Origin of the sequence: Streptomyces sp. NBC_00299 (genome assembly GCF_036173045.1) — a bacterium.
Taxonomy (GTDB): Bacteria; Actinomycetota; Actinomycetes; order Streptomycetales; family Streptomycetaceae; genus Streptomyces; species Streptomyces machairae.
Map to the genome: position 1 here is coordinate 4,137,614 of NZ_CP108039.1, position 19,040 is coordinate 4,156,653.

Genomic DNA, 19,040 nt, shown 5'->3' on the forward strand with positions numbered 1-19,040 from the left:
TGCTCACGCTCCCGCGGCGACGAGGACGGCGGCGACCGCCAGGACGACGGTGCCGGCGAGCAGGGCGCTCACATAGGTCTGCACATTGCCGGTCTGGGCGCGCCGTACGGCGTTGCCGAGCCAGCGGGGTAGAGCACCCGCGCCACGCACGTAGGTGTCGACGACCTCGCGGTCGAGGAACCGGACGAGACTCGCGCCGGCCTGGACCGGGCGGACAAACAGGGCCCGGTACACCGCGTCGAGGTGGAAGCCGACGGCGGCAGGGCGGTGCAGCGGGCCGAGCAGCAGCCGGCCCGGGTCCGCCGGGTCGGGCGCGTACGCCACTCCTCCGTACACGGGCGCGTGGCTGGCGATGGCCTCCGCCTCGACCTGGGCGGCATCCCCCTCGGGATGGGCCGCGACCGCACCCAGCGGGACGCGTGCCGCGACGGCCGCGAGGTGGCGCCAGGCCGCGTAGGTGACGATGCCGCCGACGAGGGCCACGCCCGTTCCGAGGACCGAGGTGGTGAGGGTCGGGGCGAGGTCGCGGCCGTCGAACCAGTCGGGGAGCTCGCGGTAGGCGAACGCGCCGACGGCGAGGGACGGGACGGCGAGCACCCACAGCACCACGGTCATCGTCAGCGGCTGCCTGCCGTGGTCGGGGGCCTCGGCGCCGTGGCCGCAGAAGGCCAGCAGCCACAGGCGCGTCGCATAGGCGGCGGTGAGCAGGGCCGCGAGCAGGCCGGAGACGAGGATGAGCCAGCCTGCGGCACCGGGGGCGTGCTCGGTGTGGCCGGTGGCGACGTGCTCGGCGGCGCCGAGGACGGACTCCTTGGAGAAGAAGCCGCTGAACGGCGGGATCGCGGCGAGCGCGAGGAGCGCCACTGTCATCGTCCAGAAGGCGTCCGGGACGCGGTTGCGCAGGTGGGTCATGCGCGACATGGCAGCCAGCGAGTTGGTGCCGGCGGCGTGGATGATCACGCCGGCCGCGAGGAACAGCAGCGCCTTGAAGGCGCCGTGGGAGAGGAGGTGGAAGACGGCGGCACCGCGGTCGGCGACGGCGAGGGCGCCGGTCATGTAACCGAGCTGACCGATCGTCGAGTAGGCGAGGACGCGTTTGATGTCGTCCTGGGCGAGCGCGGCGACACCCGAGCCGACCATCGTGACGGCGGCCATGACGGCGAGGACGATCATCGCGGCCTGGGAGGCCTCGAAGACCGGGAGGAGACGGGCGACGAAGTAGACACCGGCGGCGACCATCGTCGCGGCGTGGATCAGCGCGGAGACGGGGGTCGGGCCCGCCATCGCGTCGGGGAGCCAGGTGTGCAGCGGGAACTGCGCCGACTTGCCCGCCACGCCCGCGAGGAGCAGTAGGGCGATCAGTGTCGGGTGGTCGAGGCCACCGCTCGCGACTGTGCCGAGGATCTTCGTGATGCGGAAGGACCCGGCGTCGGTGGCCAGCGCGAACAGGCCGATGAGGAAGGGGACGTCACCGAGCTTGGTCACCAGGAACGCCTTGATGGAGGCGGCGCGGGCCTCCGGGGTCTCCCAGTAGTGGCCGACCAGGAAGTACGAGCAGATGCCCATGATCTCCCAGCCGACCAGCAGCACCATCAGGTCGCCGGAGTAGACGACGAGCAGCATCGCCGAGGTGAACAGCGAGACGAGAGCGGCGTACGACGGGTAGCGCGGGTCCTCGCGCAGGTAGCCCGTGGAGTAGATCTGCACACAGGTGGCGACGACGCCGACGAGTACGGCGACGAGGGCGGCGAAGCCGTCGATGTACAGGGCGAGTTCGATCGGGACCGAGCCGGTGGGTGTGAGCTCGGTGGCGGCGTTGATCGCCTGGTCTCCGCCCTGGCGCACGGCGACCACCGCGGCGAGGACGAGGGACGCCAGCGTCGGCAGAACGGCCAGCGGGCGGACGAAGCCGGGCGCGGTGCGGCCCAGGAGCAGGCCGGCCGCGGCGCCGAGGAAGGGGAGGAGGGGGACGAGGGCGGCGAGGGTGGTCGTGGTCACGCGGTGGCCTCAGCCTTCTCGGCCTGCGGGGCCGTGGAGGCGTCGCGGTCGAGGCCATCGGGGTCGTGGCTCTCGGCGGTGTCGCGGAGCTTGTCGATGTCCGCGGTGCCGCGGTTGCGGTGGACGGCGAGGACGATCGCCAGGCCGATGCCGATCTCGGCGGCGGCGATGGTGATCGTGAACAGGGTCAGGGCCTGGCCGGAGTGCAGGGTGTCCGCGGCGGCCTTGCTGAGCCAGACGTCGAAGGCGACCAGGTTGAGGTTGACGGCGTTGAGCATCAGCTCGACCGACATCAGGACCAGGATCGCGTTGCGGCGGGCGAGCACGCCGTACAGGCCGGTGCAGAAGAGGAGCGCGGAGAGTACGGCGGGATAGGCGAGGTGCATCAGCGGGCGCCTTCCTGCTCGGCCGGATCGGTTCCCTCGGCCTGATCGGTTCCCGCGACCGGCTTGTTTCGCCCGACCGGGTGATTACGGGAATCCGGGCTGGCTGGGGAACCACCGGTCACGGCTCGGGAGTTCACAGAGGGAGAGCCCGACTCCGCCTTCGCCTTGCGGGACAGCACGATCGCCCCGACCAGCGCGGCGAGGAGAAGGACGGAGAGTGCCTCGAAGGGGAGGACCCAGTTCTGGAAGAGGCTTTCGCCGGTGGCCCTGGTGGAGCCGGCGGCGGGGCCGTCCAGGTCGATCCACATAGCGCGGAAGGCGTCGACGACCACCCAGATCAGGGTGGCTGCGGCGGCGACAGCCACGGTGAGGGCGGCCCAGCGGTTGCCGGAGTCGGCGTCCGGGGAGCGGCCGATGGGGGCTCTGGTGAGCATCAGACCGAACAGGAGGAGGACGACGACGGAACCGACGTAGATGAGGACCTGCACCCAGGCGATGAACTCGGCGGTGAGCAGGAGGTACTCGACGGCGAGGCCGCCGAGCGTGACCACCAGCCACAGGGCGGCGTGCACCAGCTGCCGGGTGGTGACGGTGACGAGCGCGGCACCGAAGGTGACCAGGCCCACCAGGAGGAAAACGATCTCGACGCCGGTCGGGGAAAGGAAGCCGTGGGTGTCGGCGGCCAGGGTCAGCGCGGCAGAGGTGGACGTCACGACTCACCCCCCTGCGGCCCGGTCGGCTCGGTCGGTTCGGCCTCCGCAGCCTGCGCGGCCGCCAGCTTCTCAGCGGTCTTGCGGGCGGCGGCGATCTCCTTGGGCTCCTCCGCGCCGGGGTCGAGGGCGGGCGGGGCCGGGACGGTCCACATCCAATCGCGGAGCTTGTCGCGCTCGTGGGTGAGCTCGCGGATGTCGGTCTCGGCGTACTCGAACTCCGGGGACCAGAACAGGGCGTCGAAAGGACAGACCTCGATGCAGATACCGCAGTACATGCACAGGGAGAAGTCGATGGCGAAGCGGTCGAGGACGTTGCGGCTGCGTTCCCGGCCGCCCGGGGTCGCCGCCGGGACCGTCTCCTTGTGGGAGTCGATGTAGATGCACCAGTCCGGGCACTCGCGGGCGCAGAGCATGCAGACCGTGCAGTTCTCCTCGAACAGGCCGATCACGCCACGGGTGCGGGGCGGGAGGTCGGGCTGGGTGTCCGGGTACTGCGCGGTGACGGATTTCTTCGTCATCGTGCGGAGGGTGACGGCCAGGCCCTTGGCCAGGCCACTGCCAGGAATGGGGGCCATGGTTACTGGATCACCACCTTGACGATGCCGGTGAGGGCGATCTGGGCGAGGGAGAGGGGGACGAGGAGGGTCCAGGAGAGCTTCTGGAGCTGGTCCTCGCGCAGGCGGGGGTAGGTGACGCGGAGCCAGATCACGATGAAGGCGAGGACGGCCGTCTTCAGCAGGGTCCAGACCCAGCCGAGGCCGTCGGCACCCCAGGGGCCGTGCCAACCGCCCAGGAAGAGGACGGTGGTCAGGCCGCACAGGACGACGATTCCGGCGTACTCGGCGAGGAGGAACAGAGCGAAACGGAGGCCGGTGTACTCGGTGTAGGCGCCGAAGATGATCTCCGAGTCGGCGACGGGCATGTCGAAGGGCGGTCGCTGCAGCTCGGCCAGTCCGGCGACGAAGAAGACGATCGCGCCGACGATCTGCCAGGGCAGCCACCACCACTCGAAGGCATCGAGGATGCCGGGGAGGGAGACGGTCCCGGCAGCCATCGCCACGGAGGCGGCCGTGAGCAGCATCGGGAGTTCGTAGGCGAGGAGCTGAGCGGCGGTGCGGAGGCCGCCGAGGAGGGAGAACTTGTTGGCGGAGGCCCAGCCGGCCATGAGTGAGCCGAGGACTCCTACGCCCATGACCGCCAGGACGAAGAAGATGCCCGCGTCGATGACCTCGCCGACCGCGCCCTCTCCCGGGCCGATGGGGATGGCGAGGAGGACGAGCAGGTACGGGAGGAGGGCCACTGCGGGGGCGAGCTGGAAGATACGGCGGTCCGCGCCCGCCGGGACGACGTCCTCCTTCTGCGCGAACTTCACTCCGTCGGCGACGAGTTGGGCCCAACCGTGGAAGCCGCCGGCGTACATCGGGCCGAGGCGGCCCTGCATGTGGGCCATCACCTTGTGCTCGGTCTGGCCGATGAGCAGCGGGAAGGTGAGGAAGACGACGAAGACGATCAGGAGTCGCAGGGTGACGTCGAGCGCGTCGTTCACTGCGTGCCTCCTGAGGGGTCTGTGCGGTCCGGGTCGTCCGGGCGGTCCGGGTGGTCCGGGTGGTCGGGGTGGTCCGGGTTTTCGTCGGTGGAGTATTCGGCACCGTCGGACGCGGGCGTGGCTGCTGGGTCGGACGGGTCGGGCTTCGCCGGGGTCTCCGACGGTGACTTGGCCTCGGGCTGGGCCTCGGCTTCGGTCTGCGGCTCGGCCTCGCTCATCGACTCCGATGCGGGCTGGGCCTCGCTCTCCGGCTCCGGCGCGGGCTCGGCCACGCTCTCCGGCTCCGGCGCGGGCTCGGCCACGCTCTCCGGCTCCGGCGCGGGCTCGGGCTGTTGCTGGAGTGCCGGTTCGTCGAAGGCCGGGCGTGCGTGGTGCCAGGGGGCGTCCGAGTTGCGGAAGTTCGACGAGGCCGCCGCTCCCTCGGTCGTCGCGTCCGTCGACGTCTCGGCCGCTCGCTGGCTCGCCGAGCCCTCGCCTGCGCTCCGGGTGCGGCGCGCGGTGGTCGGCGTGCCGGACTTGGTCGGCGGCGTTCCGGACGTGGTCGGCGGCGTTCCGGTGGCGGCCGGGGGTCCGCCCGCCTCCGGCGAGTTCTCGGAGTCCGTAGCGACCGGCTCGCCCTCGGATGTCTGGGCCCGCGAAGCGGCGTCCTGCTGACTGACCGACCCTTCGGCTGCCGTACGCGTACGCCGGGCCGGACCCGTTGCGGGCGCGGCACCAGCCGAGGCTTCCGTCTGGCTGGCCGAACCCTCCGCGGCCGTACGGGCACGCCGCGCGGCACCCGCAGCAGGAGCCCCCGCCGGAGCCCCGCCCACAGTCGGCGTCTCCGCCTGGCTCGCCGAACCCTCCGCCGACGTACGCGACCGCCGCGCCGCACCCACGGCAGGAGCCCCCGTCGGAGCCCCACCCGCAGCCGCAGCCTCCGCCTGGCTCGCCGAACCCTCCGCCGACGTGCGCGTGCGTCGGACCGGTCGTTCGCCCGTTGCGCGGGGCGGCCGTTCCCCTGCTGTGCGTGCCGTGCCGCGAGCCGGGCGGGCGGGGGCTGGGGGGAGTTGGCCCTTCAGGGGGCCCCATTCGTTCGGGTCGGGGACGCCGGGGGGCAGCATTTGGCGGCGTTTCGGACCGCCGTGTTCGGACTCGCCGGGTTCCTTGGCGCCGGGCCAGGCCTTGGCGACGCGGGCGGCCAGGACGAAGTCCTTGCGGAGGGGGTGGCCCTCGAAGTTCTCCGGGAGGAGCAGGTGGTCGAGGGCAGGGTGGTCGGTAAAGGCCACGCCGAACATTTCGTGCGTCTCGCGTTCGTGCCAGGCCGCGCCCGCGTAGACGCCGATCGCGGTGGGCAGCGTCGGTGCCTCGTGCGGGACCGTCGTGCGGACCAGCAGGCGCCGTACCGGAGACAGGGCGGCGACGTGGGCGGCGACGTGGAAGCCGGTGCCGGGTTCGTCGACCGCGCTCAGCCAGTCGAAGTAGGTGCAGCCCAGCTCGTCGCGGGCCGCTTCAAGTGCGGGGATCCAGGACGTCGGGGGGACGTCGACCGTCAGGACCTCGTAGGACTCCTCGGCCGTGGCATCGGGTCCGAAGAGGTCCTCGACGGGGGCGGGCAGCCAGCCGATCGTCGTCATCGGTCGGCCTCCCCCGCGCTGTCGGCACCCGTTCCGCCGGCATCGGGCGCCTTCGGCCCGCGCACCAGCCCGCCCTGCAACGCCGCCGTGGACGGCCGGGCCGCTCCGGTGCCGTACCGCTCCCCCAGCGACTCCCGCGCGATCTTCTCCTGGAGCTTCAGGATGCCTTGGAGCAGTGCCTCAGGCCGTGGCGGGCAGCCGGGGACGTACACGTCCACCGGGATGATCTGGTCGACGCCCTTGGTGACGGAGTAGGAGTCCCAGTACGGGCCGCCGCAGTTCGAGCAGGCGCCGAAGGAGATGACGTACTTCGGCTCGGGCATCTGTTCGTACAGGCGCTTCACGGCCGGGGCCATCTTGTCCGTGACCGTGCCCGAGACGACCATGAGGTCGGCCTGCCGGGGGCCGGGCGCGAAGGGGATCACGCCCAGGCGGATGAAGTCGTGGCGGGCCATCGACGCGGCGATGAACTCGATGGCACAGCAGGCGAGGCCGAAGTTGAAGACCCAGAGCGAATAGCGGCGGCCCCAGTTCAGGATCACCTTCATCGGTTCCGGGGCGAGGCGGGCCAACGCGCCAAGCCGCTTCGGCTCCGGGAGCAGAACGGGCTCCGGCGAATCCACTTCCGCGCGTTCCGGCGAGTTCACTTCTGGCGTCACGTCCATGCCAGGACGCCCTTCTTGTATGCGTAGAGCAGGCCCACGGCCAGGAAGCCGAGGAAGATGAACATCTCGACGAGGGTGGTCGCGCCGTAGCCCGGGTCGGCGAACACCGTCGCCCAGGGGAACAGGAAGATCGAGTCGATGGCGAAGATCACGTAGAGGAAGGCGTAGACGTAGTAGCGGACCTGGGTGTGCGCCCAGCCCTCGCCGACGGGGTCGACGCCGCACTCGTACGTCAGGAGCTTCTCGGGCGTGGGAACCACGGGGCGCAGCAGTCGGCCCGCGCCGAAGGCGACGGCGACGAACAGCACGCCGATGACGGCCAGCAGTCCCACGACCGAGTAGGACTGGAAGTAGTCCGCCGAGACGACGACGTAATGCACATCCGCCGCGACGACGACGGTCTGTTCCGACACGTCCGCCCCTCGCTCCCTGACCTCGTTGCCTACCAGTGTCCTGCGACCTGGGATCTCGTGAACACCGCTGTTCGACGATCTGTACGCACGGGAGTCTAGGCCCTGCTAAAGACAGCGTAAGCAGCCCGTCACACCTTGAGATCTCGTCGAGACTCGCCTCGGGCGCGGGGGTGGGGATTTCCCCCGGAAGACCTCGGCGGTCCGCCTCATGGCGCGGCGGCGCACCGCGCGGCACGCTAACCCATATGACCGAAAGCCCCAGCCCTTCGTGGAACGCCTCCGGGCGTTCCGACGGTGACCAGCCGCCGCTGCCACCCGCCCGTTTCGCCTACGACCGGCACACCTGGAAGGAGATCGCGCACCTCCTGGCGAACCTTCCGCTGGCGCTGCTCGGCTTCGTCTACGTCGTGACAGTGCTGTTCACCGGTGCCCTGCTGACGCTGACGGTGATCGGGTTCCCGCTGCTCGCCGCCGGCCTGGTGGGTGCGCGGCAGTTGGGCAAGCTGGAGCGCTCACGCGCGCGTGCGTTGCTCGGGGTGCGGGTGGACGAGCCGAGTCCGCTGCCGTTGCGCGGCGGCAAGGACGGCTTCTTCCCACAGCTGTGGCTGGCGCTGAAGGACCCCGTCGGCTGGCGCACGATCCTGTACGACTTCATCCGCCTGCCATGGGGCATCCTCACCTTCGTCATCACGCTGACCTCGCTGTTCGTGCTGTGGCCGGTGCTGCCGTTCATCGCGCGGGGCCTGACGAACGCGGACCGGGCGATGGTGCGGGGCCTGCTGTCGCCCTCCGACGAGCTGGAACGCCGTATCGCGGAACTGGAGTCGGACCGGGGCGTCGTGGTGGACACGGCCGCGGCCGACCTGCGGCGCATCGAGCGCGACCTGCACGACGGCGCGCAGGCCCGTCTGGTCAACCTGGCCATGGGGCTGGGCCTGGCCAAGGAGAAGCTGCTGGAGGATCCCGACGGGGCGGCGTCGATGGTCGCGGAGGCGCACGGTGAGGTGAAACTGGCACTTCAGGAGCTGCGGGATCTCGCGCGCGGCATCCACCCGGCCGTCCTCACCGACCGGGGCCTGGATGCGGCCCTGTCGGCGGTCGCCTCGCGCTGCACGGTGCCGGTGAAGGTGACCGCCGACCTGCCGTCCCGACCGGCCGCGGCCATCGAGGGCATCGCCTACTTCACCGTCTCCGAACTGCTGCAGAACATCAGCAAGCACAGCGGGGCGAAGTCGGCGTCGGTCGAGGTGTGGCGTTCGGACGACCGGCTGCTCATCCAGGTGTGGGACGACGGCCGCGGCGGCGCGCGCCTCGACGGCGGCACGGGCATGCGCGGTCTCGCCGACCGGCTGGACGCCGTGGACGGCCTGTTCGTCATCGAGTCACCCCGGGGCGGTCCTACGACCGTGACGGCGGAGCTGCCCTGGCGCGACCGCGTCCCCGGGCAGGGGTAGCTCAGGGGGTAGGGAAAACCCCCCGTTCAAGACGCCGACGGACTCCATGGTCCGTGGACCTGCGGCGCAGCAGGGTTGGAGATACGACGGCACAGCCCCGGGGCGGGGCTGACAGGACGAGGAGAACGGACGACGCCGATGGCCACGGAGTACGGACAGGGCTACGGGCACGGGCTCGGTTACCCCGAGCACGGTCTTCCCGAGCACGGCGGCGAGCGACGGCACCGGCTGCCGGCGGGGCTGCGGGCGCCGTTCGAGGCACGCAGCTGGCGCGAGTTCGGGTACGTGCTGCTGAGCCTGCCGATCAGCATCACGCTGTTCGTCTACGCCATCACGATGGTGTCGCTGGGCGCGGGCCTGCTGGTGACGTTCCTCGGCATCCCGGTGCTGGCGGCGGGGCTCGCCGGCTGCCGGGCCTTCGGCGCGCTGGAGCGGGCACGCGCGCGTGCGTTGCTGCACCTGGACGTGGCCGACCCGGAGCCGCTGCGGATGCGCCGGCGTGGGTTCATGGCGTGGATGGGCGCCGTACTGAAGAGCGGGACGTCGTGGCGGAGCGTGCTGTACGCGGTCCTGCACTTCCCGTGGGCGGTGTTCTCCTTCGTCGTCGCCGTGAACGTCTGGGCGTACGGCTGGGCGATGCTGACGTATCCGCTGTGGTTCTGGGTGTTCCCGATGTGGGTCGGCCAGGACGGCATTCAGGTGTACGGCGACGAGACGCACCACTTCTACCTCGACAACCCGTTCGAGATCACGCTCACCGCGTTGGTCGGCCTGCTGTTCACGCTGGCCACGCCGTGGATCGTGCGGGCGCTGACGCAGGTGGACCGGCTGCTGGTGCACGGCCTGCTCGGGCCGTCGCGACTGGCCACGCGTGTGGTGGAGCTGGAGTCGGACCGCGGCGTCGTCGTCGATACGGCCGCCGCGGACCTGCGACGCATCGAGCGCGACCTGCACGACGGTGCCCAGGCCCGCCTGGTGGCTCTGGCCATGGATCTGGGTCTGGCGAAGGAGAAGCTGACGGAGGACCCGCAGGCGGCGGCGCGGATGGTCGACGAGGCGCACGGCGAAGTGAAGACGGCCTTGCAGGAGCTGCGGGATCTGGCCCGCGGCATCCATCCGGCGGTCCTGACCGACCGCGGGCTGGACGCGGCCCTGTCGGCGGTGGCCTCGCGGTGCACGGTGCCGGTGGAGGTCCAGGTGGATCTGGAGCGGCGGCCGGTGCCGGCGATCGAGGGGATCGCGTACTTCACGGTGTCGGAGCTGCTGCAGAACATCAGCAAGCATGCGCGGGCCACATGGGCCGCGGTGGATGTGTGGCAGGTGGAGAACCGGCTGATGCTGCAGGTCGTGGACAACGGGATCGGCGGTGCCGGCATATCCGGGGGGTCGGGGCTGGCCGGGCTGGCGGAACGGCTGGACGCGGTGGACGGGATTCTGGTGGTGGACTCGCCGGTCGGCGGACCTACGCGGGTCACGGCGGAGCTTCCTTGGCGGACCGTGTAGCCGCATTCGTGTAAGCCCACTGTGTAGTTCGACTGAGCCCACTGTGCAGTTCGACAAATAGTCATTGGCCAGTCATTGGCCTGGAGCGGACCTCGTCCGCCTCCAGGCCATCGCCACGCCCCCCACGGCCCTGCTTCGGCTCCGGCTCTTCGGCCCCCCGGCCCTCCTTCGGTCTCTTGAAGGTGAGTGCTCCCGAGCACGCGCCCCCCAAGACCCCCAAGACGCCTCCTTTGTCCACAAGCGATCCCAACCGGCTCGGGCAGGTTATCCACAGGCCCGGTGACGGAGAGCAGATCGCGGGATACTGAGGTCGCGAGGACGACAGGGCCGGGAGACGCTCGGCCGAATGCCGAGGCACGGGGGGCCGGGGATCGTGGAGGACAGGGTGCGGGTGGTCATCGCCGAGGATTCGGTGCTGCTCAGGGAGGGGCTGACCCGGCTGTTGACCGACCGTGGGCACGAGGTCGTGGCCGGCGTCGGGGACGGCGAAGCGTTGATCAAGACCATCACGGAGCTGGACGGGCTGGGCGAGCTGCCGGATGTGGTGGTGGCGGACGTCAGAATGCCGCCGACGCACACCGACGAGGGAGTGCGGGCGGCCGTGCAGCTGCGCAAGACGCACCCCGGACTCGGGGTACTCGTGCTGTCGCAGTACGTGGAGGAGCGGTACGCCACGGAACTGCTGGCCGGTTCCAGCCGTGGAGTCGGCTATCTGCTCAAGGACCGCGTGGCGGAGGTTCGGGAGTTCGTGGACGCCGTCGTGCGGGTGGCCCAAGGGGGTACGGCCCTCGACCCGGAGGTCGTCGCGCAGCTCCTTGGCCGCAGCCGTAAGCAGGACGTGCTGGCGAGGCTCACCCCGCGGGAGCGGGAGGTCCTGGGACTGATGGCGGAGGGGCGGACCAACTCCGCGATCGCCCGGCAGCTGGTGGTGAGCGACGGCGCCGTCGAGAAGCACGTCAGCAACATCTTCCTGAAGCTCGGGCTGTCCCAGAGTGACGGGGATCACCGTCGCGTTCTTGCGGTCCTCACCTATCTGAACTCCTGACGGACTGACACCGTGTCAGTCAAATGGGCAACCGTTCGCGCGGCGCCCACCGAGCAGGCCGGCCGACAAGCACGAACGCGGCAACCGAACAAAGGGCAGGGAGCGTCTTCAAAAGAAGCGTCGGGGGGCGTGTAAACCATGACAAGTCAGGGTGGCGAACCAGGTCAAACCCGCGTCCGTCATGCGAATGGCCCAGGGAGGGCGACCTTTGCGGACGTAGGGTTGATCCTGGGAAGGCTTGCGGGAAGGCCATGCGCAGACAGCCGCCTCGAAGGAGGTCCAGTTCAGTGACCAGCCAGGTCAGTAGCCCAGCGGAGCAGGCCGACGAAGCCGTCGTGGGAGAGCAGCGCAAACCGGGAGGGACGAAGGACGTCCGCCGGCTGGACCGGGTGATCATTCGTTTCGCGGGGGACTCGGGCGACGGTATGCAGCTCACCGGCGACCGTTTCACCTCGGAAACGGCGTCCTTCGGCAACGACCTGTCGACGTTGCCGAACTTCCCGGCCGAGATCCGCGCTCCCGCCGGCACTCTGCCCGGCGTGTCCTCCTTTCAGCTGCACTTCGCCGACCACGACATCCTGACTCCGGGCGACGCGCCGAACGTGCTGGTCGCCATGAACCCGGCGGCGCTGAAGGCCAACATCGGCGATCTTCCGCGCGGCGCGGAGATCATCGTCAACACGGACGAGTTCACCAAACGGGCGATGCAGAAGGTGGGCTATGACACCAGCCCCCTGGAGGATGGTTCGCTCGACGGTTACAGCCTCCATCCGGTGCCGCTGACCACGCTGACGGTCGAGGCGCTCAAGGAGTTCGACCTCACCCGCAAGGAGGCCGAGCGCAGCAAGAACATGTTCGCGTTGGGCCTGCTGAGCTGGATGTACCACCGGCCGACGGAGGGCACCGAGAAGTTCCTGACGTCGAAGTTCGCCAAGAAGCCGGAGATCGCGGCGGCGAACATCGCGGCCTTCCATGCGGGCTGGAACTTCGGCGAGACAACCGAGGACTTCGCCGTCTCCTACGAGATCGCCCCGGCGACGACGGCCTTCCCGGTCGGCACCTACCGCAACATCTCCGGGAACCTCGCCCTGTCCTACGGGCTGATCGCCGCGTCCCGCCAGGCGGACCTGCCGCTCTACCTGGGCTCGTATCCGATCACCCCGGCCTCGGACATCCTGCACGAGCTGAGCCGGCACAAGAACTTCGGTGTGCGGACCTTCCAGGCCGAGGACGAGATCGCGGGCATCGGCGCGGCGCTGGGTGCGGCCTTCGGCGGTTCGCTGGCGGTGACCACGACCTCCGGCCCCGGTGTGGCGCTGAAGTCGGAGACGATCGGGCTGGCGGTGTCGCTGGAGCTGCCGCTGCTGGTGATCGACATCCAGCGCGGCGGGCCCTCGACGGGGCTGCCGACGAAGACGGAGCAGGCGGACCTGTTGCAGGCAATGTTCGGCCGTAACGGCGAGGCGCCGATCCCGATCGTCGCCCCGTGCACCCCGGCCGACTGCTTCGACGCGGCCCTGGAGGCGGCGCGGATCGCGTTGACGTACCGCACGCCGGTGATGCTGCTGTCGGACGGTTATCTGGCCAACGGCTCGGAGCCCTGGCGGATCCCGGAGCTGGAGGAGCTGCCGGATCTGACGGTGCAGTTCGCGCAGGGTCCGAACCACACCCTGGAGGACGGCAGCGAGGTCTTCTGGCCGTACAAGCGCGACCCGCAGACCCTCGCCCGGCCGTGGGCGGTCCCGGGCACTCCGGGCCTGGAGCACCGGATCGGCGGCATCGAGAAGGAGGACGGCACGGGCAACATCTCCTACGCCCCGGCCAACCACGACTTCATGGTCCGCACCCGCCAGGCCAAGATCGACGGCATCGAGGTGCCCGACCTGGAGGTCGACGACCCGCACGAGGCGAAGACGCTGGTGCTGGGCTGGGGATCGACGTACGGCCCGATCACGGCCGCGGTCCGTCGGCTGCGCACCGCCGGCGAGTCGATCGCGCAGGCGCATCTGCGCCATCTGAACCCGTTCCCGCACAACCTGGGCGAGGTACTCGGACGCTACGAGAAGGTGGTGATCCCCGAGATGAACCTCGGCCAGCTCGCCACTCTGGTCCGGGCGAGGTACCTGGTGGATGCCCACTCGTACAACCAGGTCAACGGCATGCCGTTCAAGGCGGAACAGCTCGCCAAGGCTCTCAAGGAGGCCATCGATGCCTGAGACGTCCACGGAAGGCACGGGCACGATCGAGGCACTTTCGCTGATCCCCAAGGCCGAGGCCCGCCAGTCCATGAAGGACTTCAAGTCCGATCAGGAAGTGCGCTGGTGCCCTGGCTGCGGTGACTACGCGATCCTCGCCGCGGTTCAGGGCTTCATGCCGGAGCTGGGCCTGGCCAAGGAGAACATCGTCTTCGTCTCGGGCATCGGCTGCTCGTCCCGCTTCCCGTACTACATGAACACGTACGGCATGCACTCCATCCACGGCCGCGCCCCCGCGATCGCGACGGGGCTGGCCACGTCGCGCCGGGACCTGAGCGTGTGGGTGGTCACGGGCGACGGTGACGCGCTGTCGATCGGCGGCAACCATCTGATCCACGCCCTGCGCCGCAACGTCAACCTCAAGATCCTGCTGTTCAACAACCGGATCTACGGTCTGACGAAGGGCCAGTACTCCCCGACCTCCGAGGTCGGCAAGGTGACCAAGTCGACGCCGATGGGCTCGCTGGACGCGCCCTTCAACCCGGTGTCCCTGGCCATCGGCGCGGAGGCGTCCTTCGTGGCGCGCACGGTGGACTCCGACCGCAAGCACCTCACCCAGGTGCTGCGCGAGGCGGCCGCCCACCGGGGTACGGCGCTGATCGAGATCTACCAGAACTGCAACATCTTCAACGACGGCGCCTTCGAGGTCCTCAAGGACAAGCAGCAGGCCGAGGAGGCCGTGATCCGGCTGGAGCACGGACAGCCGATCCGCTTCGGCACCGACGGTGCGCGCGGCGTCGTACGGGACCCGCAGACGGGCGACCTGAAGGTCGTCACCGTGACCCCGGAGAACGAGTCGCAGATCCTGGTCCACGACGCCCACTGCGCATCCCCGACCACGGCCTTCGCCTTGTCCCGCCTGGCCGATCCGGACACCCTGCACCACACCCCGATCGGTGTGCTGCGCTCGGTGGAGCGTCCGGTGTACGACACGCAGATGGCCGACCAGCTGGACACGGCTATCGAGCAGAACGGCAAGGGAGACCTGGCCTCGCTGCTGGCAGGTGGGGACACCTGGACGGTGGTGGGCTGACCGGCACGTTGGGAGAGAGTTGAGGGCCCGGGTGCCGTACGGCATCCGGGCCCTCGGTCGTTCCGGCGGGGTTCTCGGACCTGCCGTTCAGGCGCCGCTCTTGCGCGCGTCGTACGCGACCCGCGCCTTCTGCACGTCTCCCATCCGGTCCTTGGTCCACAGCGCCAGTCCGCGCACCTGTTCCGCCGCCTCGCGGCCCAGGTCGGTCAGGGAGTAGTCGACCCGCGGAGGGATCACCGGCTGGGCGTCGCGGTGGATCAGGCCGTCCCGCTCCAGGGTCTGGAGGGTCTGGGTCAGCATCTTCTCGCTGACCCGGCCGATCGCCCGGCGCAGTTCGCTGAAGCGGTAGGGGCGCTCCATCAGTTCGATCAGGACGAGGACGCCCCAGCGGCTGGTGACGTGCTCCAGGACCAGGCGGTAGGGGCACATCTGCTCGCCGATGTCGTACTTGCTCGCCGTCGCACTCACCATGTCACTTACTGCCATGCCAGTACCTTACTTCAAAGTGGGTACTTTCGCAGAGTTAGCGCACCTCCTAGGGTTAGTGCCAACGCACCCCACAAGGAGTTCTGATCATGAGCATCGTCGTCACCGGAGCCACCGGACACCTCGGCCGCCACGTCGTGGAGCAGTTGCTGGAAAAGGTTCCGGCCGACCAGGTCACCGCCGTCGTCCGCACCCCCGAGAAGGTCGCCGACCTCGCCGAGCGCGGCGTGAGGATCGCCGTCGCCGACTACAACGCGCCCGAGACCTTCGACGGACTGTTCGCGGCCGGCGACAAGGTGCTGCTCATATCCGGCAGCGAGGTCGGCAACGACCGTGTCGGCCAGCACAAGGTCGTCATCGACGCCGCCAAGGCCGCCGGTGTCGCCCTGCTCGCCTACACCAGCGCCCCCGGCAGCCTCACGGCCGCCCTCGCCGACGACCACCGCGGCACCGAGAAGGCGCTTGTGGAGTCCGGGCTGCCGTACGCACTGCTGCGCAACGGCTGGTACCACGAGAACTACACCGAGAACCTCTCCCCGGTGCTGCAGCACAACGCCGTCACCCACGCCGCCGGCGAGGGCCGCGTCTCCTCCGCCTCCCGCGCCGACTACGCGGCCGCCGCCGTCGCCGTACTGACGGGCGAGGGGCACGAGAACAAGACGTACGAGCTGGGCGGCGACGTCGCGTGGAGCCTCTCCGAGTACGCCGCCGAGCTGAGCCGGCAGACCGGCAAGGAGATCGCCGACAACGCCGTCTCCACGGACGCCCTGGTCGGCATCCTGACGGGTGCTGGGGTGCCTGAGCCGTTCGCCGTGATCCTGGCCGGTGTGGACGCCTCCATCGAGAAGGGCGAACTGGTCGTCGACAGCGGGGACCTGTCCCGCCTGACCGGCCGTCCGACCACGCCGCTGGCCGAGGCGATCGCGGCCGGCCTCAAGGTCTGAGTTCGCGAGGGCCGATGGCGGAGGGCCTGAGGACCGGGCCCCGCAGGCCCGAGCCCCGAGGGCCGACGCCCCCCAGGGCGCCTTGGGCGCTCCACCCCCGTCTGTCATGACCGTATGGCGATACGGGCATGACAGGCGGGGGTATTCGGCGTTACCTTCGTGCAGACCGTCGTATGGGCGCGGTCCGGTGTGTGCGCGAAGGAGGGGCCGTGAGCGGGATGTCGCAGGGAGAGCGGCGTATAGGACTGCTGAACGGCTTCGCCGCGTATGGGATGTGGGGGCTCGTTCCCCTGTTCTGGCCCCTGCTGAAGCCCGCCGGCGCGGTCGAGATCCTCGCGCACCGGATGGCCTGGTCCCTCGTCTTCGTGGCGGTCGCGCTGGTCTTCGTGCGGCGCTGGGCCTGGGCGGGTGAGCTGATACGGCAGCCGCGGCGGCTGGCGCTCGTCACCGTTGCCGCGGCCGTGATCACCGTCAACTGGGGCGTCTACATCTGGTCCGTGAACTCGGGACACGTGGTCGAGGCATCCCTCGGGTACTTCATCAATCCGCTCGTCACCATCGCGATGGGCGTGCTGCTGCTGAAGGAGCGGCTGCGGCCGGTGCAGTGGGCGGCGGTCGGGGTCGGCTTCGCGGCCGTGATCGTGCTGACCGTCGGGTACGGCCGGCCGCCGTGGATCTCCCTCGTCCTCGCCTTCTCCTTCGCCACGTACGGGCTGGTGAAGAAGAAGGTCAACCTCGGCGGCGTCGAGTCGCTGGCCGCGGAGACCGCGATCCAGTTCCTGCCCGCCGTGGCGTATCTGGCGTGGCTGGGGGCGCGCGGGGAGTCGACGTTCACCTCTCAGGGGCCCGGACATGTGGCCCTGCTCGCGGCCACCGGCGTCGTCACCGCCCTGCCGCTCGTCTGCTTCGGCGCCGCCGCGATACGCGTACCGCTGTCGACGCTGGGGCTGCTGCAGTACCTGGCGCCGGTCTTCCAGTTCCTGCTCGGCATCCTGTACTTCCATGAGGCGATGCCCGCCGAGCGGTGGGCCGGGTTCGCGCTGGTGTGGCTGGCGCTGACCTTGCTGACGGCCGACGCGTGGCGCTCCGCGCACAGGGGCAGGGTGGCTCGGCTCAGCGTGCCGCGGGTGGAGAAGCCGGCGTCCGCCGCGGTGGACGCCTGAAACACCGGGCGATCTGAGACTGCCCGCACCGGCGGACACCGGACGGGCTCAGACTGCCCCACCCCGGCGGACACCGGACGAGCTGCGACTGCCCCACCCGGGCGGACACCGGACGGGCCGAGACTGCCCCACCCCGGCGATTCTCATTGCGGCCCCCTCCCCCACCCCCTATGAGTGGTCGCATGACACAGGCACCGAAATCCCCCTCCGCCCCCACCCCCCTCCACTGGAAGCTCGTCGTCGACAGCGGCAACCCCCAGTCGCAGGCCGACTTCTGGGCCGCCGCGCTGCACTACGAGGTCGAGGACAACGGCGCGTTCATCGAGCGGCTGCTGGAGCTCGGCGTGCTGCCGCGGGAGGACGTCGTCGAGTTCCACGCACGTCTCGCCTTCCGGGACCTGGTGGCCGTACGGCATCCGGACGACCCGTTCGACAAGGACAGCGGGACCGGGCTGGGGCGGCGGGTGCTGTTCCAGCGCGTGCCGGAGGCGAAGTCCGTCAAGAACCGGCTCCATCTCGATCTGCACGCGGCGGCCGGGGAGCGCGAGAGCGAGGTCCAGCGGCTGCAGGGGCTGGGGGCGAGTGTGCTGCGGCACGTGAAGGAGCCGGGCGGGGAGTGGGCGGTGATGGCGGATCCGGAGGGGAACGAGTTCTGCGTGCAGTGAGGCCCGCCGGGGATGTCCTCATGCCCCTTCTCCACCCGGAGGATGCCCCTCCCCTGTCCGAACTTCCTGCACTCACGGCCCTCTTGACGGAGAGTCAGGCTTAGCTCCACGATCCAGGCACCCCATTCACTGTGGCTCCCCTGTGGCCATCCCACAGGGGGCCTCCTGGAATTCGGAGCCCCCCACATGAAGCTCTCCGTCTCCGGGCGCGCGTTGACGGCCGGTACCGTCGCGGCCGTCCTGCTGCTGACCGGCGGATCCATAGCCGGCGCGGCACCCGCGCCCTCCGTCGCCGCCGCGCCCGACATACCCGTGGCGAGCGTGAAGGCCCACCTCACCCAGCTCCAGTCCATAGCCGCCGCCAACGGCGGCAACCGCGCCCACGGCCGCCCCGGCTACAAGGCCTCCCTCGACTATGTGAAGGCGAAGCTGGACGCCGCCGGGTACACCACCGCCATCCAGCAGTTCACGTCCTCCGGACGTACCGGCTACAACCTGATCGCCGACTGGCCCGGCGGCGACACCAACCAGGTCGTCATGGCCGGCTCGCACCTCGACAGCGTCTCCTCCGGCCCTGGCATCAACGACAACGGCTCCGGCTCGGCGGCGGTCCTGGAGACCGCGCTCGCCGTGTCTCGGGCCGGCTACCAGCCCACCAAGCATCTGCGGTTCGCCTGGTGGGGCGCGGAGGAGCTGGGGCTCGTCGGCTCCCGCTACTACGTCAACAACCTCTCCTCCGCCAACCGCGCGAAGATCAGCGGCTATCTGAACTTCGACATGATCGGCTCGCCCAACCCGGGCTACTTCGTCTACGACGACGACCCCGCGATCGAGAAGACCTTCAAGGACTACTACGCCGGCCTCGGCGTCGCCACCGAGATCGAGACCGAGGGCGACGGCCGCTCTGACCACGCGCCGTTCAAGAGCGCGGGCGTGCCGGTGGGCGGGCTGTTCACCGGGGCCAGCCGTACGAAGACCGCGGCGCAGGCGGCCAAGTGGGGCGGCACGTCGGGGCAGTCCTTCGACCGCTGCTACCACTCGTCCTGCGACAACACGTCCAACATCAACGACACCGCCCTGAACCGCAACAGCGACGCGGTCGCGTATGCGGTGTGGGAGCTCTCTGAGTAAGGCAGTAAGGCAGTAAGTCAGCAG

Annotated in this window: 18 protein-coding genes; 9 read left to right on the plus strand and 9 right to left on the minus strand. The window is 70.1% G+C overall.

All coding sequences use genetic code 11. The features are described from left to right. Positions 1–3: 3 nt before the first annotated feature. From OHT51_RS18015 to OHT51_RS18050, 8 genes are read right to left on the minus strand one after another with little or no spacing between them, the layout of a single operon-like run. Positions 4–1,998 carry an NADH-quinone oxidoreductase subunit 5 family protein gene (locus OHT51_RS18015; protein WP_328879957.1) on the minus strand — a complete coding sequence of 665 codons (1,995 nt, stop codon included), beginning with the start codon at positions 1,996–1,998 and terminating at the stop codon, positions 4–6. Next, positions 1,995–2,384: an NADH-quinone oxidoreductase subunit NuoK gene (nuoK, locus tag OHT51_RS18020; RefSeq protein WP_328879958.1), complete on the minus strand. Its 390-nt coding sequence runs from the start codon at positions 2,382–2,384 to the stop codon at positions 1,995–1,997. Before nuoK ends, OHT51_RS18015 begins: the two co-directional genes overlap by 4 nt. Further along, entirely contained in the window at positions 2,384–3,076 is a 693-nt protein-coding gene (locus OHT51_RS18025; RefSeq protein ID WP_328884358.1) for an NADH-quinone oxidoreductase subunit J family protein, read from the minus strand. Before OHT51_RS18025 ends, nuoK begins: the two co-directional genes overlap by 1 nt. 17 nt (positions 3,077–3,093) lie before the next feature. Continuing rightward, entirely contained in the window at positions 3,094–3,672 is a 579-nt protein-coding gene (locus tag OHT51_RS18030; RefSeq protein WP_328879959.1) for a NuoI/complex I 23 kDa subunit family protein, read from the minus strand. A gap of 2 nt (positions 3,673–3,674) precedes the next feature. Next, positions 3,675–4,643, minus strand: a complete 969-nt coding sequence (locus tag OHT51_RS18035) for a complex I subunit 1/NuoH family protein (protein WP_328879960.1) — start codon at positions 4,641–4,643, stop codon at positions 3,675–3,677. Further along, positions 4,640–6,259 (minus strand): NADH-quinone oxidoreductase subunit C, encoded by a 1,620-nt coding sequence (locus OHT51_RS18040; protein ID WP_328879961.1) that lies wholly within the window; start codon positions 6,257–6,259, stop codon positions 4,640–4,642. The genes OHT51_RS18035 and OHT51_RS18040 overlap by 4 nt, the downstream gene beginning before the upstream one ends. After that, positions 6,256–6,924: an NADH-quinone oxidoreductase subunit B gene (locus tag OHT51_RS18045; protein ID WP_328879962.1), complete on the minus strand. Its 669-nt coding sequence runs from the start codon at positions 6,922–6,924 to the stop codon at positions 6,256–6,258. The genes OHT51_RS18040 and OHT51_RS18045 overlap by 4 nt, the downstream gene beginning before the upstream one ends. Continuing rightward, the gene (locus OHT51_RS18050) at positions 6,915–7,337 is read right to left on the minus strand and encodes an NADH-quinone oxidoreductase subunit A (RefSeq protein WP_328424719.1); all 423 of its coding nucleotides are present in this window, start codon (positions 7,335–7,337) and stop codon (positions 6,915–6,917) included. Before OHT51_RS18050 ends, OHT51_RS18045 begins: the two co-directional genes overlap by 10 nt. Before the next feature lie 245 nt (positions 7,338–7,582). Between OHT51_RS18050 and OHT51_RS18055 the strand changes: the two genes are divergently transcribed. From OHT51_RS18055 to OHT51_RS18075, 5 genes are all read left to right on the plus strand, one after another. Then, on the plus strand, positions 7,583–8,791 hold the full coding sequence (locus OHT51_RS18055; RefSeq protein WP_328879963.1) for a sensor histidine kinase: 1,209 nt from the start codon (positions 7,583–7,585) through the stop codon (positions 8,789–8,791). 138 nt (positions 8,792–8,929) lie between these two features. Continuing rightward, the gene (locus tag OHT51_RS18060; protein ID WP_328879964.1) at positions 8,930–10,294 is read left to right on the plus strand and encodes a sensor histidine kinase; all 1,365 of its coding nucleotides are present in this window, start codon (positions 8,930–8,932) and stop codon (positions 10,292–10,294) included. 346 nt (positions 10,295–10,640) lie between these two features. After that, on the plus strand, positions 10,641–11,339 hold the full coding sequence (locus tag OHT51_RS18065) for a response regulator transcription factor (RefSeq protein ID WP_328879965.1): 699 nt from the start codon (positions 10,641–10,643) through the stop codon (positions 11,337–11,339). 287 nt (positions 11,340–11,626) lie between these two features. Beyond that, complete coding sequence (locus tag OHT51_RS18070; RefSeq protein WP_328879966.1) at positions 11,627–13,555, plus strand: 2-oxoacid:acceptor oxidoreductase subunit alpha; 1,929 nt, start codon at positions 11,627–11,629, stop codon at positions 13,553–13,555. After that, entirely contained in the window at positions 13,548–14,627 is a 1,080-nt protein-coding gene (locus OHT51_RS18075) for a 2-oxoacid:ferredoxin oxidoreductase subunit beta (protein ID WP_328879967.1), read from the plus strand. The genes OHT51_RS18070 and OHT51_RS18075 overlap by 8 nt, the downstream gene beginning before the upstream one ends. Before the next feature lie 87 nt (positions 14,628–14,714). Here OHT51_RS18075 and OHT51_RS18080 read toward each other — a convergent pair whose 3' ends face one another. Further along, positions 14,715–15,113 carry a winged helix-turn-helix transcriptional regulator gene (locus OHT51_RS18080; RefSeq protein ID WP_328879968.1) on the minus strand — a complete coding sequence of 133 codons (399 nt, stop codon included), beginning with the start codon at positions 15,111–15,113 and terminating at the stop codon, positions 14,715–14,717. Positions 15,114–15,202: 89 nt separating this feature from the next. Between OHT51_RS18080 and OHT51_RS18085 the strand changes: the two genes are divergently transcribed. The 4 genes from OHT51_RS18085 to OHT51_RS18100 all read left to right on the plus strand — a co-directional run bounded on the left by OHT51_RS18085 (position 15,203) and on the right by OHT51_RS18100 (position 19,016). After that, on the plus strand, positions 15,203–16,057 hold the full coding sequence (locus OHT51_RS18085; protein WP_328879969.1) for an SDR family oxidoreductase: 855 nt from the start codon (positions 15,203–15,205) through the stop codon (positions 16,055–16,057). Positions 16,058–16,275: 218 nt separating this feature from the next. Further along, entirely contained in the window at positions 16,276–17,220 is a 945-nt protein-coding gene (gene rarD, locus OHT51_RS18090) for an EamA family transporter RarD (protein ID WP_443052717.1), read from the plus strand. Positions 17,221–17,402: 182 nt separating this feature from the next. Then, positions 17,403–17,885, plus strand: a complete 483-nt coding sequence (locus tag OHT51_RS18095) for a VOC family protein (protein WP_328879971.1) — start codon at positions 17,403–17,405, stop codon at positions 17,883–17,885. Between the two features lie 186 nt (positions 17,886–18,071). Further along, positions 18,072–19,016 (plus strand): M28 family metallopeptidase, encoded by a 945-nt coding sequence (locus tag OHT51_RS18100; protein ID WP_328879972.1) that lies wholly within the window; start codon positions 18,072–18,074, stop codon positions 19,014–19,016. The last annotated feature ends 24 nt before the right edge of the window (positions 19,017–19,040 follow it).